The 16,028-nt window shown below is 68.2% G+C and carries 14 protein-coding genes; 4 read left to right on the top strand and 10 right to left on the bottom strand.

Going from position 1 to position 16,028, the window contains the following annotated elements:
- Positions 1-61: 61 nt before the first annotated feature.
- The 3 genes from ACWF0M_RS34545 to ACWF0M_RS34535 are packed head-to-tail and all read right to left on the bottom strand — an operon-like array spanning position 62 to position 3,869.
- A complete protein-coding gene (locus tag ACWF0M_RS34545; RefSeq protein WP_452239953.1) occupies positions 62-1,042 on the bottom strand; it encodes a TolB family protein in 981 nt (326 codons plus the stop codon).
- Complete coding sequence (locus ACWF0M_RS34540) at positions 1,039-2,283, bottom strand: MFS transporter (RefSeq protein ID WP_452239952.1); 1,245 nt, start codon at positions 2,281-2,283, stop codon at positions 1,039-1,041. Before ACWF0M_RS34540 ends, ACWF0M_RS34545 begins: the two co-directional genes overlap by 4 nt.
- Complete coding sequence (locus tag ACWF0M_RS34535; protein WP_452239951.1) at positions 2,283-3,869, bottom strand: discoidin domain-containing protein; 1,587 nt, start codon at positions 3,867-3,869, stop codon at positions 2,283-2,285. The genes ACWF0M_RS34540 and ACWF0M_RS34535 overlap by 1 nt, the downstream gene beginning before the upstream one ends.
- 156 nt (positions 3,870-4,025) lie before the next feature.
- Here ACWF0M_RS34535 and ACWF0M_RS34530 point away from each other — a divergent pair, with 156 nt between their 5' ends.
- Positions 4,026-5,003 (top strand): aldo/keto reductase, encoded by a 978-nt coding sequence (locus ACWF0M_RS34530; protein ID WP_452239950.1) that lies wholly within the window; start codon positions 4,026-4,028, stop codon positions 5,001-5,003.
- Between the two features lie 84 nt (positions 5,004-5,087).
- On the opposite strand, the gene ACWF0M_RS34525 is transcribed toward ACWF0M_RS34530, so the two are convergent.
- The gene (locus ACWF0M_RS34525; protein WP_452239949.1) at positions 5,088-6,110 is read right to left on the bottom strand and encodes a LacI family DNA-binding transcriptional regulator; all 1,023 of its coding nucleotides are present in this window, start codon (positions 6,108-6,110) and stop codon (positions 5,088-5,090) included.
- A gap of 31 nt (positions 6,111-6,141) precedes the next feature.
- Between ACWF0M_RS34525 and ACWF0M_RS34520 the strand changes: the two genes are divergently transcribed.
- On the top strand, positions 6,142-7,653 hold the full coding sequence (locus tag ACWF0M_RS34520; protein WP_452239948.1) for an alpha-N-arabinofuranosidase: 1,512 nt from the start codon (positions 6,142-6,144) through the stop codon (positions 7,651-7,653).
- Here ACWF0M_RS34520 and ACWF0M_RS34515 read toward each other — a convergent pair.
- From ACWF0M_RS34515 to ACWF0M_RS34495, 5 genes are all read right to left on the bottom strand, one after another.
- Complete coding sequence (locus ACWF0M_RS34515; RefSeq protein WP_452239947.1) at positions 7,637-8,455, bottom strand: MerR family transcriptional regulator; 819 nt, start codon at positions 8,453-8,455, stop codon at positions 7,637-7,639. The two genes, ACWF0M_RS34520 and ACWF0M_RS34515, sit on opposite strands and share 17 nt — an antisense overlap.
- Before the next feature lie 173 nt (positions 8,456-8,628).
- Positions 8,629-8,892, bottom strand: coding sequence for a hypothetical protein (locus ACWF0M_RS34510; RefSeq protein WP_452239946.1), 264 nt, complete (start codon positions 8,890-8,892; stop codon positions 8,629-8,631).
- A gap of 374 nt (positions 8,893-9,266) precedes the next feature.
- Positions 9,267-10,271, bottom strand: coding sequence for a zinc-dependent alcohol dehydrogenase family protein (locus tag ACWF0M_RS34505; RefSeq protein WP_452239945.1), 1,005 nt, complete (start codon positions 10,269-10,271; stop codon positions 9,267-9,269).
- A gap of 7 nt (positions 10,272-10,278) precedes the next feature.
- The gene (locus tag ACWF0M_RS34500) at positions 10,279-11,079 is read right to left on the bottom strand and encodes an ABC transporter permease (protein ID WP_452239944.1); all 801 of its coding nucleotides are present in this window, start codon (positions 11,077-11,079) and stop codon (positions 10,279-10,281) included.
- 196 nt (positions 11,080-11,275) lie between these two features.
- The gene (locus ACWF0M_RS34495; RefSeq protein WP_452239943.1) at positions 11,276-12,139 is read right to left on the bottom strand and encodes an ABC transporter ATP-binding protein; all 864 of its coding nucleotides are present in this window, start codon (positions 12,137-12,139) and stop codon (positions 11,276-11,278) included.
- 154 nt (positions 12,140-12,293) lie between these two features.
- Here ACWF0M_RS34495 and ACWF0M_RS34490 point away from each other — a divergent pair, with 154 nt between their 5' ends.
- Complete coding sequence (locus ACWF0M_RS34490) at positions 12,294-13,277, top strand: MarR family transcriptional regulator (RefSeq protein ID WP_452239942.1); 984 nt, start codon at positions 12,294-12,296, stop codon at positions 13,275-13,277.
- Here the strand turns inward: ACWF0M_RS34490 and ACWF0M_RS34485 are convergent.
- A complete protein-coding gene (locus ACWF0M_RS34485) occupies positions 13,221-14,327 on the bottom strand; it encodes an NAD(P)/FAD-dependent oxidoreductase (protein ID WP_452239941.1) in 1,107 nt (368 codons plus the stop codon). The genes ACWF0M_RS34490 and ACWF0M_RS34485 overlap by 57 nt on opposite strands.
- Positions 14,328-14,453: 126 nt before the next feature.
- Here ACWF0M_RS34485 and ACWF0M_RS34480 point away from each other — a divergent pair, with 126 nt between their 5' ends.
- Positions 14,454-15,905, top strand: a complete 1,452-nt coding sequence (locus tag ACWF0M_RS34480) for an alpha/beta hydrolase (protein WP_452239940.1) — start codon at positions 14,454-14,456, stop codon at positions 15,903-15,905.
- The last annotated feature ends 123 nt before the right edge of the window (positions 15,906-16,028 follow it).

Here is a 16,028-nt window from a genome sequence, read left to right as displayed (position 1 = left end):
GAAGCATCCCGAGCGGCATCGGCGCACGATCCGGGCGACTCCTGAAGTGGAATCTTGTGGGCTAGGCGAACGAAGGGGTGCTGGCTTGCGGGATGACGAGCTTCGGCGGGGTGGTCAGGCCTACGGACCAGATGTCGAGGGTGTTGTCCGAGTTCCGCAGCGGGTAGAGGAGAGTGTCATTGCCCTGCCAGACGGGCTGATCGTCAATCGGGCGGGAGTCAGGCGGATGGGTGATGCGGCGGGTGGCCAGGTCCAGCACCGCGAGGCGCCAAACGCCGTTGGAGACCTTTTGTTTATAGGCGATCCGGCGGCCGTCAGGTGAGAGGGACGGGCACTCGACGTTCTCGGCGATCGCCGTCCCGCGGTATGCGCGGTAGTCGGCCTCGATCAGGTACGTCTTCCCCTTGCTCGCCATCGTCACGTAGAAACGGTTGCCGTCGGCACCGAACGTGATGCCCCAGTAGTTCACGTCCGAGGCGAAGTACCGCTTCCCGTCGACGAACACCGCGAGTTCCTCGATCGTCTTCACGAGCCGCCCGGTGTCCACCTCGTACAGCCCGGTGCGGGTCGAGAAACCGGTCGCCGCGTACGAGTCACCGGTGACGAACAGCGTCCAGTTCACGATCCGCCCGTTCGGCGACACCCGCGCCCGGCTCGGCGTACCGGGGAGCGTGTCGCGATGGCGTTCACGGAAGTTCGCGTCCAGGACGATCAGGTCCGTCATCGCCGGGAGCGAGCCGGCCTTGAGCCGTAGGCAGATCGCCGTACCGTGCGCCGCGGCGAACCGGTCGCACTGCAACTCCCCCACACGCCGGGCCGCACCTGGATCGGCCACGGGTACGGCGGCCAACTTGCCGGAATCCGGTCCGTCGGCGAGGTTGCGGAAGAGCAGCGTCTTCGCGTCGAGCCGCATCGACTGCCCAGTGACCACCGGTACTGCGTTCTCGGCCGCGCCGCCGTCCCGCGCGTGCGCGACGTACGTGATCGCGCCGCCGACCAGTGCGACGACCCCAACAGCGGCGACAACCACACGGCGCCTCATCGGCGTACCTCCAAAGGCTTGAAGATGGCGGCGGCGATCGTGACTGCGAGCAAGGCGAGGATGAACACGAGGAGCGCCGGGCGGAGGTCCCACAAGGTCCACAACAGACCGACCGTGACAGCTGCGCCCATACGGGCTAGCGCCTGGCCGGTTTGTAGTACGGCGAGACCGCTGGCGCGGAGGTTTTCGGGCAGGAGCGGGCCGACCGCGGCGGGAAGGACGCCGTCGGTGGCGGCGTAGAAGACACCGTGGAGGGCTAGGACCAGCCACCAGGCGCCGATCGGGCCGCAGACGAGCAGGAGCGCGACAATCAAGGCGAGGTGGCCGCCGAGGAAGACCTTCCAGCGGCCGATCCGGTCGCCGAGCCGGCCGAGCGGGACGGCGAGCAGGAGGAAGGTGCCTGCGGTCCCCAACGGGAGCAGCGGGAGCAGCGGGAACAGGCTGGTGCCGATGTCCCAGCGACGCTGTACGGCGAGGTAGACGAAGGAGTCGGTGATCGTGAACAGGCCGAGTGCCGCCGCCCACACACAGCACCTGCGAAAGCTGGGATCACGCAGCAGTCCCAGCACCGGAACTGCGGACGCGGCGGAGCCAGACCGGGCGGGCGCGGACGCGACGAACGCGGGCGGTGGTGGGGACTGGTCCCGGACGAAAGTCATCAGCAAGATGACGCCGCAGGTGGCCAAGGCGAAGCTGGTGACGAACACTGAGTTGTAGTCGTTGAGGCTGGCCCACAGGACGAGTGTTGCTACCAGCGGACCCAGGAACGCCCCGATGGTGTCGAGAGCGCGATGGACGCCGAAGGAGCGGCCCATCGTCGACGGGTCGCTGCTCAGCGAGATCAGGGCGTCGCGCGGTGCGGTGCGGATGCCTTTGCCTGCGCGGTCGATCGCGAGGACCGCGCCGATCGCCGGCACCGTGGAACCGGCGGCCAGGAAGCCCAGCTTCGAGATCGCCGAGAGTGCATAGCCGACGCCGGCGACGGTCTTCAACCGCCGCCAGCGGTCGGCCACGTGTCCGCCGACCAACCGCAGGACCGCGGTTGCTCCGGCGTACAGGCCGTCGAGCAGGCCGAACTGCAGGGGGTTCAGCCCGAGCCCGAAGACCAGGTACAACGGCAGGATCGCGGTCACCATCTCGGCCGAGACGTCGGTCACCAGGCTGACGATGCCTAGCGCAACGACATTCCCGGGAACGCGACGCAATGGTGTCCGTGGCGGGCCGACGGATGCGAGGTACATCAGTGGCAGCTGTACGTCGGGCTGCTGTCCAGGACCTTTCCGTCGAGCCCGATCAGCTGCGTGGCGAAGGTGGTGTCGGTCATCGACAGCTTCAGTACGCCGAAGTCCGAGATGATCTTCGCCGTCGCCGGATGCGCGGCGTGCACCGGGTACAGCGGCGCTCCGCCCATGCCCCCGATGATCTGGACCGGTCCGTTCGGATCCTTGGCACCGTTGACGTTCTGCGGCAGGAACCGCTCGTAGTGGTGGTCGTGCCCGTTCAGCACCAGATCAGCCTTCGCGCCCACGAGCGTCTGCCAGAGCGGCGCAGCACCCGCCTGGTCGCCGTGGTCGCCGGAGCTGAACCGCGGGTGGTGGTAGTACGCCGCGATACAGCCCTTGGTGTTGTTCGCGAGGTCCTGCTTCAGCCAGGTCAGCTGCGCCGGTTCGCGGAGGCCAACGTCGACCACGAAGTCGTTCGAGTCGAGCGCGATGAAGTGCCAGTTGCCCTGGTTCCAGCTGTAGTAGTTCTTGCCCTGCGGCGTCGCGATCGAGCCGAAGTAGTCGTGGTATCCCTTGTACGGCGTGTCGTCGTACGTCTCGTGGTTGCCCGGGATCGGGTGGGTGATGTTCTTGAACTTCCCCCACGTCTTCGCGTAGTAGTTCTGGAAGTCCGACAGGTGCGCGTCGTCGTACTGATTGTCGCCCATCGTGATCACCGCGGTGGGATTCATCGCCTCGACCAGCTTGGCGGTCTTCGGATGGATGCAGTCCGAGTTCGACGCCGTGCAGCGGTCCGCGATGTCGCCGGCCGCCGCGAGCACGAATCCACCGGTCCCACCGGTCGACGTCGTCACAGTGATCGGCTCGCTCGCGGCGGACACGTTCCCGGCCAGGTCGCGGGCGCGCACCGAGTACTTGTACGCCGTGTTCGCGGTCAGACCAGTGTCGTTGTACTGCGTGCTTTCCGTCGTTGCGACCACAGTGCCGTCACGCAGTACGTCGTACCCGCTCACCCCCACGTTGTCGGTCGAGGCGGTCCAGCTGAGGGCGACCGAGGTGGCCGTGGCGCCGGTGCTCTTCAGGCCGGCCGGAACCGTCGGCGCCTGGGTGTCGCCGCTCGAGTCGGTCGTACCGTAGACCTCGAGCTCCCACAGCGAGTAGCCGTACGACGTGCCGCGCTGCGTGCCGACGACCCGGACGTACCGCCCGTGGCCTTGCAGGCCGGTGAGATCGTCGGTCGCACCGTTGCCGTCTGCAACCGTCTTGACCGTACTGAAGGTGGTGCCGTCGTCGGAGACCTCGATCCGGTACGCCTTCGCGTACGCGGCCTCCCAGTTCAGTTTGACCCGGCCGACGGCGGCCGCCTGGCCGAGGTCGACGCGGATCCATTGCGGATCGGCGCCCTCGGCGCTGGCCCAGCGGGTCGACGTACTGCCGTCGACCGCCTTGCCTGCGGCCAGGGTGTCGTCCTCGATGCTCGAGGCAATCACCGGCTTGCCCTGCGACAGCAGGGTGTCGGTAGTGATCCGGGCGTTGGCGGCCGAACCGCCGAGCGCGGCGAGCAGACCGACGGGTAGCACCAGCGCGAGCAGGCGCAGTCTCATGAGATACCTCCGGGGGCGCGGAGCAGAATTGTTAGGAAGGTTACCTAACAGCTAATGGTAGGTAAAGGCCTCAGTTTCGTTACATGCATTGCCTGCATCAACTCTGCCCAGAAGATTCATTGGACGGATCACTGGTGGGCTGGTTGGCTCGGTGCCATGGAGATGCGCACGTTGGGACGAGCAGGAATCGAGGTCAGCCCGGTCGGATTCGGGTGCTGGGCGATCGGAGGCCCGTTCAGCAACCCGGCCGGCGAACCACTCGGCTGGGGTGTCGTCGACGACGAGGAATCGGTGCGGGCGATCCGCCGGGCAGTCGAGCTCGGGGTGACCTTCTTCGACACCGCGGACGTGTACGGCGCCGGCCACAGCGAACGTGTACTGGGCCAGGCGCTCGCGGGGATCCGCGACCAGGTGGTGATCGCCTCCAAGTGGGGCAACACGTTCGACGAGTCGACCCGGATCATGCACCATCAGGACACGACACCGGAGTACGTCCACAAGGCCGTACGGGCGTCGCTCGAGCGGCTCGGGACGAACTACCTGGATCTCTATCAGTTGCACTTCGACACCACCGACGAGATCGCGCTGCCGATGCGCGAGGCCTGCGAGGACCTGGTTCGCGAGGGCCTGATCCGCAGTTACGCGTGGAGCACCGACACGGTGCACAGCGCCGAGCTCTTCGCGCAGGGCGAGCACTGCGCGGCGGTTCAGCACGAGGCGAGCGTTCTGCACGACGCGCCGGAGTTCTTCGCACTGTGCGAGCGCCAGAACCTGGCGAGCATCAACCGCACCCCGCTCGGCATGGGCATCCTCGGCCGCCGGGACGCGAACAAGCCGGCGACCGGCGCGGACATCCGCTCCCTGCCGCCGTCCTGGCTGCGGTACTTCGCCGAGGGCGGCGTACCGGCCCCGGAGTGGTGGGAGAAGGTGTCCGCGATCCGCGACGTACTGCAGAGCGACGGGCGGACGCTCGCGCAGGGCGCCCTGGGCTGGCTGTGGGCGCGGAGCCCGCGGACCGTGCCGATTCCCGGTTTCCGGACGGTCGAGCAGGCCGAGGAAAACGCTCGCGCGATGGAGCTCGGGCCGCTGACGGACGACCAGCTGACACAGGTCGCGAAGCTGCTGGCGGCGTGATTCACGGGCCGGGTGAGGCGTCAGGCCTTGCCCGGCTCATTGTTTATCGATATACCTGCTGCCGTGAACGGGCGGCGAGCGGCATCAGACGACGGGTTTCGTCGTGCCGCGGAGGACCAGCTGGGCGGGTACGACGAGTTCCTTCGGGCCGCCGCCCGGGCCGCTGAGCTGCGCCGTCATCAACCTGGTGATTGCGTCGGCCATCTCGCCGTGCCCCGGGTTGACCGTGGACAGCGACGGCACCAGGTACGCCGCCTCGTCGATGTCGTCGAACCCGACCACCTGTACGTCGTCCGGCACCCGGAGCTCGGCATCCGCGAGCGCGCGCAACGCGCCCATCGCCAGCACATCGGTCAGCGCGAACACCGCGTCGAACTCGATCCCGCGAACGCGCAGCGCCCGGATCCCGTCGTACCCGTCCTTCAGGCCGAACGAGCAGCGCACGTTCAGCTCCGGGTCGACCGGTACGCCGGACTCGGTGTGCGCGAGCGCGTACCCCTCCGCCCGGAGTGCGGGCATGGTCGCGGAGCCCGCCGGATCGCCGCCGATCATCGCGATCCGGCGCGCGCCGGTGGCGAGCAGATGAGCAGTGGCCTGACGGGCGCCGTCGACGTTGTCCATCATCACGTGGTCGAAACGCGACGGCAGCGCCCGCTCCCCGATCATCACCACCGGCGCGTCGGTGCGGAGCTGGCTCAGCTCGGCCGGGTCGATGTCGACCACGCTGAGGATCAACCCGTCGTACATCCGCAGCCGCGAGAACGCGACCGCATCCATCTCGCCCTCCCGGCTGGCCCCGGTGCGTTCCGTCACGATCCGCAGGCCGTGCGCCTCGAACCGGTCGGCGAGGCGGGCGGCCAACTGGGCGAAGTACGGGCGTTCCAGCTCGGGTACGGCGAGACCGACCACGCCGGTGCGGCCCGCGCGCAGATGCCGGGCGGCCAGGTTCACCTGGTACCCGAGCTCGCCGATCGCCGCCAGCACCCGGTCACGGGTCTCCGCACCGACCCGCGGCCGGCCGTTGATCACGTTCGACACCGTCATCGTCGACACCCCGGCGAACCGGGCGACGTCGGCCATCGTCACGACACTCGACGGCTTCCCCATGCGGACCACTGTAAGGACTATGGAGGGCTCAATGCCTGAAGCGCGCGTCGCGATCGACCTCGACGTACCGGGACCGACGATCAGCCGGCACCTGTACGGTCACTTCGCCGAGCACCTCGGGCGGTGCATCTACGGCGGGTTCTACGTCGGCGAGGACTCGCCGATCCCGAACGAAGGCGGGATCCGGCTGGACGTCGTCGAGGCGCTGCGCGCGCTGGACATCCCGAACCTGCGCTGGCCGGGCGGGTGTTTCGCGGACGAGTACCACTGGAAGGACGGCATCGGGCCGAAGGCGGACCGGCCGTCGATGGTGAACACGCACTGGGGCAACGTCGAGGAGAACAACCACTTCGGCACCCACGAGTTCATGGCGTTGTGCGAGCTGCTGGGCGCCGCGCCGTACGTGAACGGGAACGTGGGCAGCGGGACCGTGCGGGAGATGAGCGAGTGGGTCGAGTACCTGACCCGCGACGGCGACAGCCCGATGGTGCGGCAGCGCAAGGCCAACGGGCGCGACGAGCCGTGGCAGGTCCCGTTCTGGGGCATCGGCAACGAGGCCTGGGGCTGCGGCGGGAACCTCCGGGCCGAGGCGTACGCCGACCTCGCGCGGCAGTACGCGACGTACCTGAAGGACCACGGCGACAACAAGCTGTACCGGATCGCGGCCGGTGCTTCGAACGACGACCTGGCCTGGACCGAGGCGCTGCTGAAGGCCGTCAGCTGTCTCGGCTGCGGGCGCGACCCGAAGAACATCTACCAGGCGATCTCGTTCCACTACTACACGGTCGCGGGGACCTGGGAGAACAAGGGCAGCGCGACCGACTTCAGCGTCGACGACTACTACCGGACGTTGTCGAAGGCGCAGGACATCGAGCGGATCATCCGTGCGCATTCGGCGCTGATGGACGCATACGACCCGGAGCGCAAGATCGGCCTCGTCCTGGACGAGTGGGGCACGTGGTGGGACGTCGAGCCGGGTACGAATCCTGGTTTCCTGTACCAGCAGAACGCGATGCGGGACGCCCTGGTCGCGAGCCTGCACTTCGACGTGTTCCACCGGCACGCGGAACGGCTCGTCATGGCGAACATCGCGCAGACGGTCAACGTACTGCAGGCGATGCTGCTCACCGACGAGGACGGCGGGCTCGTGCGTACGCCGACGTACCACGTCTTCGAGATGAACAAGGGGCATCAGGACGCGACATCGGTGCCGGCACACGTGATCGAGGGGTCGACCTACGATCTCGACGGTAAGGCGATGGACCTGGTGTCGGCGTCCGCCTCGGTGAAGGACGGGCGGGCGCTGGTGTCGGTCAGCAATCTCGATCCGGCCGCGGCGCTGGACGTCGTACTGGATCTTCGGGGCGGATCGCCGAGCGAGGCTACGGGACGGTTGCTAACGGCATCGAAACCGCAGTCGTACAACACCGTCGCGGACCCGGATGCGGTGGCTCCGGTTCCGCTGGCGCTGGAACCGGAGCCGCGCGGGCTGCGAGTGACGCTGCCGCCGCACTCGTTTGCGACGATCAGTTTGGTTTTGTGATCGCGATCTGGAACTCGTGCACCCAGTTCGCCGGGTTGTCCGGGTCGAACTGCAAGGTGACCTCGCGCGCGTAGCCGCGGCTGCGGTACCCGTTGTCCTCGATCCACCGGGCCAGCGTTTGCATGCTGCGGTCGGCCTCCATCATGTCGCCCTGGTGGACGATGGTGGCCGCCTGCGCGAGCTCCGGAAGCTCCAGTACGTCGACGTCCGCCGCCGTCTCGTTCTCCACCGGTACGGCGGCGTGCACGCGGATCGTGTCGTTCTCGGCGTCCTCGTAGTACGCGAGCGGCGAACCGCACGGGTTGACGCCGGCGGCGCCGAGTCGTTCGAAGAGCTGCCCGAACAGGGGCTGGAGCACCGGGCCGATGTCCGCACCGTCGTAGCTCGGTGAGATCGCGGACAGTTCGGCGACCCGGGTCGGGGCGATGTGTTTCAGGACGACGTCGTCGGTGGGCATGTGACCTTCCCTCTCGATGAGTCGGAGCCTCGCCTCGACGCTCGTCAGCCGGGCCGCGCTGCGGGCCAACTCGTCCTCGAGCTGGGCCTGCCGCAGTCGCAACATGCCGCGCAGCTCCTCGGCGGACAGCTTGGCATCGACGATCTCGCCGACCTGCTGCAGGCTGAAGCCGAGATCCTTGAGGGCGACGATCCGGTTCAGGCGGCTGAACTGGTCCGCCGAGTAGAACCGGTAGCCGGTCGCCGCGTCGACCACGGCCGGGCGGAGCAGCCCGAGCTCGTCGTAGTGCCGCAACATCCGCGCCGACACCTGGCCGAACGCCGCGAAGTCTCCGATGGTGAACATCCACCCACCTTCCGGCTTGACACAGTGTCAAGGTCAAGCCGCAACGACCCTACTTTGAGCACCCACCAACCAATTATCCGTGCCGCAAACGGTTGGTGGGTGCCCAAAGCTTGCGCGCCTCGGGTCTTGCTGCAGAACCCGGCCGGCGCGACGGTCAGGTGTTCCTTTGGTTGTCAGGAGGCGACGCGGGTACGGCGATCGCGGACCGCGGCGACCGTGAGGGCGGTGACCCCGAGGGCGACCCCGCCGCCGCCGAACCCGGTGACCAGGATGCCGCGGCTGCTCAGCCGGGCGTCGCACTGCATCGGCGTGATGCCCTTGTCGGGCTGGAAGACCGAGCCGCACCCGTCCCCACCGGCGTGCACCGGCCGGACGGCGAGCACCACCCCGACGATCAGCAGGACTGCCCCCACCGCGCCGAGGACCTTGCTCAGCACCGGCCGTCCTCACGGGTCTGAGCGCGTACGTCAGCCAGGACCGACCACAATTGGCGGGTCAGATCCCACATACGCACCCTCAGCTCCCTGGCAACTCGGTAAGATTTGATCAAATCTAACGCAGCTAGCACCCCGCTCAGAAGTTGGGCAGGGCCCGCCACCCGAATCTTCACCCAGTTCTAACGCTCCCCTCGCGCAACCGGTTCAACCACTTCAACGGTCCCCGACCCACACCGGTTCACCCATTTCCAACGTTGGCCGGCCGGATCGGTTCACCCAGTTCCACCGTTGCCGGGCCGCACCGGTTCACCTAGTTACAACGTTGGCCGGCTGGATCGGTTCAGCCGGTTCTACCGCTGCTCGGGCTGCCGCGGTCAGCGGTCGAGGACTGTGACCAGGGAGCCGCTCGCGCGGCCGTGCGCGACGTCGGCGAGCGCTCGGTCGACGGCATCGAACGGGACGACCGTCGTATGCGCCGCGACCGGAAGGCGAGCGACCAGACCGAACAACTCCTCGCCGTCGCGACGCGTATTGGAGGTGACGCTGCGAAGATCCCGCTCGTGGAACAGATGCCGCTCGTAATTCAGCACCGGCACGTCGGACAGATAAATACCGGCAACCGCCACAGTTCCACCAGGCTTGAGCGCTTCGAGCGCGGACGGGGCCACCTCCCCGGCCGGCGCGAACACGATCGCCGAGTCCAGCGGCACCGGCGCCCGATCCCCGACGTACGCAGCACCCAACTCACGCGCGAGGGCCTGGTTCTGCTCGCCCCGCGTCACCACGAACAGTTCCGCGCCCTGAGCCAGAGCGAGCTGCGCGGTCAGATGTGCACTCGACCCGAACCCGTAGATCCCGAGCCGGCCACCAGGCGGCAGGTTCGCGCGGAGCAGTGAGCGATAGCCGATGATCCCAGCACACAGCCACGGCGCGAGCTCCGCGGCGGGACGATCGGCCGGCAACACGTACGCATAGTCCTCCGGCACCACGGCGTACTCGGCGAAACCGCCATCGGCATCCCAGCCCGTGTACGTCGACCGCGGGCAGAGGTTCTCGGATCCTTGCCGGCAGAACTCGCACACGCCGCAGGTGCCGCGCAGCCAGGCGATCCCGACCCGGTCCCCGATCGCGAACCGCTCAGCCGCCGTACCGCGATTGACCACCTGCCCGACCGCCTGGTGCCCCGGAACCACGCCCGGGCGCTTAGGTTCCAGGTCGCCCTCGGCCAGATGCAGGTCGGTCCGGCAGATCCCACACGCCTCGACTTGCACCAGTACTTCGCCGACACCGGGTTCCGGCACGGTACGCCGTACGCGCCTCAGCGGACCGTCGTCGACCGGCCCTGGACGCTCGACTGCCCACGCCTGCATCTGCTCCATGATTCCATCATGCGACCCGTTGGAGAGCGCGTTCGCGACGCTCGGCGACCTTGGAGCCGGACTCTCGCCGGGCCATTCGCCGCAGTACGACGGGCGCGAGCAGCAATCCTGCGACTGCCCAGATGCCGAGGACGGCTGCCGTCTCCAGGTGGCGCCACGACTCGCCGACCTCGACCACGGCCGCCTCGCCGGGGAGGAGCGCGGACCGCATGCCGAGGCCCATCCAGTAGACCGGCGTGAGCTGGCCGATCCCTTCGAGCCAGCCGGGCAGCGCGGTGATCGGGTAAAAGATGCCGGAGACCGCGATCAGACCGAGCATCGGCAACTGGATCAGGCCTTGGGAACGCGCAGTGGTGAACACCGAGCCGAGGATCGCGCCGATCGGCAACGTCGCGACCAGGCCGAGCAGCAGCACCCAGATCAGGGTGAACCAGTGCGCCGATCCGAGCGCGAGCCCGTCGACGAGGAACAGCCCCGGGATCAACAGGATCGCCAGGTCCATCAGCAACCCGCCCGCGACCGACACGACCTTGCCGATGAGGTAGCTGACCATGCCGTTCGGTACGGCCTTCGCGCGTAGCAACGTGCCGTCCTCGCGATCCGCGGTGAGCTGCTGGCTCATGCTGACCATTCCCATTGCGGCGTTCATCCCGAGAATGCTCGGCAGCGCGAGCGCGCCGAGCAGGAACCCGGTGGAGCCGAAGTCGCGATGCCGGAGGAAGAAGAGCGCAGCCAGCATCAGCACCGGCCAGAGAAAGTGACTGAACAACTCAGGCCCGTTGGTAAACGACTGCCGCAACTCAATCACCCCCCGCCGCCAACCCGTCCTCAAACCTACCCACGCCCTCATGCTTGCCCCGTCCTCATGCTTGCCCCGTCCTCATGCTTGCCCCGTCCTCATGCTTGCCCCGTCCTCGTGCGTGCTCCCGTCCTCGTGCGTGCTCCCGTTCGCATACGCGCTCCCGTTCGCATGCGCGCTCCCGTTCGCGTGCGTGCTCCCGTCTTCATGCTTGCTCCCGGACGAGGGTGAGGTAGGTGTCTTCGAGCGAGGCTCGGTGTACTTCGAGTTCGCGGACCGCGTCGCCGTACGTCGCGAAAAGCTCCCGTACGAAGGCAGTCGAGTCGGAGGTCGACCTCCGGAACGGTTGCCCGTCGACGGACCAGCGGACCTCGTCTTCCCCCGCGATCAGCTCCGTGAGCTGCGCGGTGCTTCCGGATGCGATGATGCGGCCCGCCGCGAGGACGAGGATGCGGTGCGCGAGTTTGCTCGCCTCGTCGAGGTCGTGCGTGGTGAGCAGGATCGTCGTACCCTGCTCGGCCGCGAGCCCGCGCACCAGCTCGTGGAACTCCGACCGCGCCTCGGGATCGAACCCGGTCGTCGGCTCGTCCAGGAACAGTACGTCGGGGCGACCAACGATCCCGATCGCGACATCGAGCCGCCGGCGCTGGCCGCCGGAGAGGGTCTTGATCTTCTGCCCGGCGTACGCGCTCAGGCCGACGGCGTCGAGCAGTTCGCCGGTCGGCCACGGGCGCGGCGCGGCCGCCGTCGAGTACGGCGCGTAGTACGCCCCGAGGTGGTGGAGGAGCTCCCCAACGCGCCAGTTGCCGTGGTCGCGCCAGGACTGCAGCACGATGCCGATCCGCGACCGCCACCGCTCGTCCCCCGCCGCCGGATCGACCCCGAGCACCTCGACGCGGCCCGCCGACCGCAGCCGGAAGCCCTCGAGGATCTCGATCGTCGTACTCTTCCCGGCACCGTTCGGACCTAGCAGTGCTAGCACTTCGCCGGGGCGCGCGTCGAACGTCACGTCTCGCAGGACCTCGCGGTCGCCGTACCGCATCCGCAGCCCGTCCACTATCAGAACCATGGCCCGGAAACTACGTTGCGTTCATCGGATCGGCAATCATCAGTCTCGTTCCTTGGCTCGTGAATCCCTGTAAAACATGGCATTCTGTGCAATGAGATTGCGAGAGAACGCAATTCGTTGCAATGAGCTGACAGTAAACGCGCGGAGGTTGCCGATGCCCGGAGGCAGGCTGTCTCACCAGGACCGGCTCGACATCGCGGCGGGTCTCGCGGATGGACTCGGGTACGCCGAGATCGCGCGGCAACTCGAGCGGCCGACGTCGACGATCAGTCGGGAGGTGGCCCGCAACGGCGGCCCGGCCGGATACCGCGCCGACCACGCCCACTACGCCACCGCCGCCCGAGCCCGACGCCGACGCCCGGCGCCCGCATACGCCGACGGGCGACTGGACGGGCTAGTGGACGGGCTAGTGGACGGGCGAGCGGACGGGCACGGCATCGGGCAGGGCACCGGGCAGGGCGTCGGGCGGGGTGACGGACAGGGGGACGCGTGGTGGGGTGCCCGGGTGGGTGCGGCCGCGGTCGAGCCTCGGCGGGCGTATGTGGAGCGGTTCGCGACGATGATGGTCGACGGCGGGCTGCCGCGGATGGCATCGCGGGTGCTAGCACTGCTATATACGTCCGACTCCCGCACACTGACGGCAGCCGACCTCGTCCGCGCCTTGCGCGTCAGCCCCGCGTCGATCTCGAAGGCGATCGGCTATCTCGAACGGGTCGGGATGGTGTACCGCGAACCCGATCCCGTACGTCGCCTGCAGCATTACGTGATCGCCGAGGACGTGTGGCTGAAGGCGTGGGAGGTGAGCGCGCGCACCAACCACAACTGGGCGGAAACCGCGGCCGAGGGTGTCGAACTGGTCGGCCGCGACACTCCGGCAGGCGAACGACTCGCCCAGATGGCGGAGTTCTTCGAGCGACTCAGCGAAGACATGTCCGGCGGCGCGGGCTTCCAGGATTGCCTAGCAGTGCTAGCAGTTTTGTGGGAAGAAGATCCCGCCACGGATCGCGCTGCCGAACTCGCCGCTCAGCTCGGTTGGCCGGTCGAGCGCGTCACCGACGCCGTCGACTACGCGATCAAGGCGTCAGCGCAACAGAGTGCGGAGGAGCCGACGAGTCAGCCCGCCGTCCGCGAGCCCTAGCTCAACAAGGTCGTCGAACACGCGCTGATCCGCGGCGGCCGCCCGAATACCACTGTCCAGGATCCGATCCGAGCGACTCAACTGGGCAACAAGTGCGGTATCCCGAAGATGCCTGGCAAGCAGCCGGGTCGTCCGGCGACGGTACGGCGTACCTGCGTCCGAGGACCCCGCTCGAAGCGCGTCGGCGATCGCCCGGCCCGCGAGCAGCCCGGTCGCGACCGCGTAGTAGATGCCTTCCCCAGTCATCGGATTGATCAGACCCGCAGCATCACCGGCCAGCAGCACCGGCCCACTGCGCGGTCGCCACGACCAGCCGGCAAGCGGCAGATGATGACCCCACCACGACTCCCCTCCGTCGGTTGCCCCCGGAAGCAGCGTCTCGAGGTGGTTCAGCAGCTCGGTCCGCGTCGGGCGGGCGCCGGCCAGCAGTTCGCCGTACCCGACGTTCGACCACCCGTCGCCGCGATCGAAGGACCACGCGTACGACGGTTGCCGCCCAGGCCCGTACGCGATCACCTGGCTCGCCGCCCGCGCCACCGGAGTCGGCGCGTATCCACGGACCGCCAACGCGGCCGGCCCCGGTTTCAGACCGAGTTCCCGCCGTACGACGGAATGCGCGCCGTCGGCACCGACCACGAAGCGCGTGTCCAGGTCTTCGTCGACGGTGACGGATCGCCCCCGGATCGCGAGGCCGCGAACCCGCCGGCGGACGAACTGTGCGCCGGCCGTTCGCGCGGCCTCGACCAAGCGCTGATCGAAGACCGTCCGCGGGACCACCCAGGTCGGTCGGGACATCTGCCGGTCCACGCCGACGTCGCCGCGGTTGAGCACGAACCGCCGTACCGGGGTCCAGTCGTCGAGGATCCCGGTCACACCGACGCCGGCGAGCAGATCGAGTACGTGCGGAGCGATCCCGTCACCACACGCCTTGTCGCGCGGGAACTCGTGCCGATCGAGCAGCAACACCGACAAGCTCGGATCCGCGGCCAACGCACCGATCGCAGCCGACGCTCCCGCCGGCCCAGCTCCGACAACAATCACATCCCACACAGGCGCCTCCCCGGCCCACAGTCTTGCAGCTCGAGGTAGCGTCCGCGCGACCCTCGGCCGGTCCCCGGGTGCACTGTGCGGAGGCGCCGCGATCCCTAGCGTCGGAGGTGACTTCGAGGAGGATCGATGAAACTGCTTCTGGTACTGGCGCTCCTGGGCGCGCCCGTTTCCACACCGGCGGAGCGTCCGCAGATCGACTGGCATCACTGTCAGCTGAACGCAGCCGACGCCGAAGGGGCCGCGCTCGACGAGGCAGGTGCCGAGTGTGGCGATCTGAAGGTGCCGCTCGACTACGGGCGGCCCGACAGCCCGCAGATCACGCTCGCGCTGTCGCGGTTGAAGGCGACCGGCGACCGGATCGGCACGATGGTGCTGAACGACGGCGGCCCGGGCGGTCCCGGATTGAGCATGCCGCTGCGGCTGCGGACGACGATGCAGGCGGCAGGCACGCGGTACGACTTGATCGGGCTGGATCCGCGCTTCGTAGGCCGCAGTACGCCGATCGACTGCAAGCTCCCGTTCGCGGGCTGGCTGTGGGCGGGCGGCGCCGACCGGTCGTCGTTCGAGCGGGTTAACCGACAGGTGGCGGACGTCGCGGCGCGCTGCGACACGAACGCGGGCGACTACCTGCAGTACGTGAACACGCGGAACACCGCGCGGGACATCGACCAGGTGCGGATCGCTCTGGGTGAGCAGAAGATCTCGTACCTGGGGTACTCGTACGGGACTTACCTCGGATCGGTCTACCTGCAGATGTTCCCGGGCCGCACGGACCGGGTGGTATTCGACGGTCCGTTGGATCCCGAACTGTACAGCGCGCGGCTGCTGCGTACAGTCGGGCCGGCGAACGAGGCCGCGCTGCGCGCCTGGACGTCGTGGGCAGCCGCGCGCGATACGACGTACCACTTGGGCTCGACCCCATCGCGGGTGATGGCATCGGTCGATCGGATCCTGCGCGTGGCCTCGAAGGACGGCCTGCGGGTGGGGACATATCGGCTCGACGGCGGGTCGGTGCCTTTGCCGCTGTTCGGGCCGCTCGCCGATGATCGGGATCCGGCGCGGGCGACGTACGCCGGGATTGTCCGGACGCTGCTCGACGCGACGTACGGGCCGGTGGAGCCGGGGCCGGAGCTCGGTGGGTTTCTGGAGGGGCTGTTGACGCCGGCGTCGTCGCAGTTGGCCAGTGCACAGATCGCGATCATCTGCGGCGACCGTTCCGTGCCGCGCGATTCGCAGGTGTACTGGCAGGACATCCAGGCGCATCGACGTACCGAACCGCACTTCGCGTCGCTGACCCGCATGATCTCGCCGTGCGCCTACTGGCCGACGGAACCACAGGAGCCGCCAACGCGGATCGCCAACTCGGAGCCGGCCCTGATCGTGGCAGCAGACGGCGACCCGCGCACCATCTACTCCTACGCGACAGCCCTCCAGAAGCACCTGCCCAACGCACGGCTGCTGACACTGAAGGGCGCCCGCAAACACGGCATCTTCGCCGAATACGGCAACCCCTGCGTCGACGACAAGGTGATCACCTACCTACTCACCACCCGCCTGCCAACCATCCAATCCTGCTAGCCCCTCCGCGAACACGAAGGGATAACCGCAACGCCGTTCGGTTAGGTGTCGGCTTCGGGGGTCAAGTTGTGGATCTGGATGTTGATGGTGGCGTCGCGGGTGCGGCGGTCGGGGGTGCGGGTG

The organism is Kribbella sp. NPDC055110, from assembly GCF_053607525.1.
Note: the sequence above shows the minus strand (reverse complement) of the source record. Positions and strands in the feature narration are given on the sequence as shown.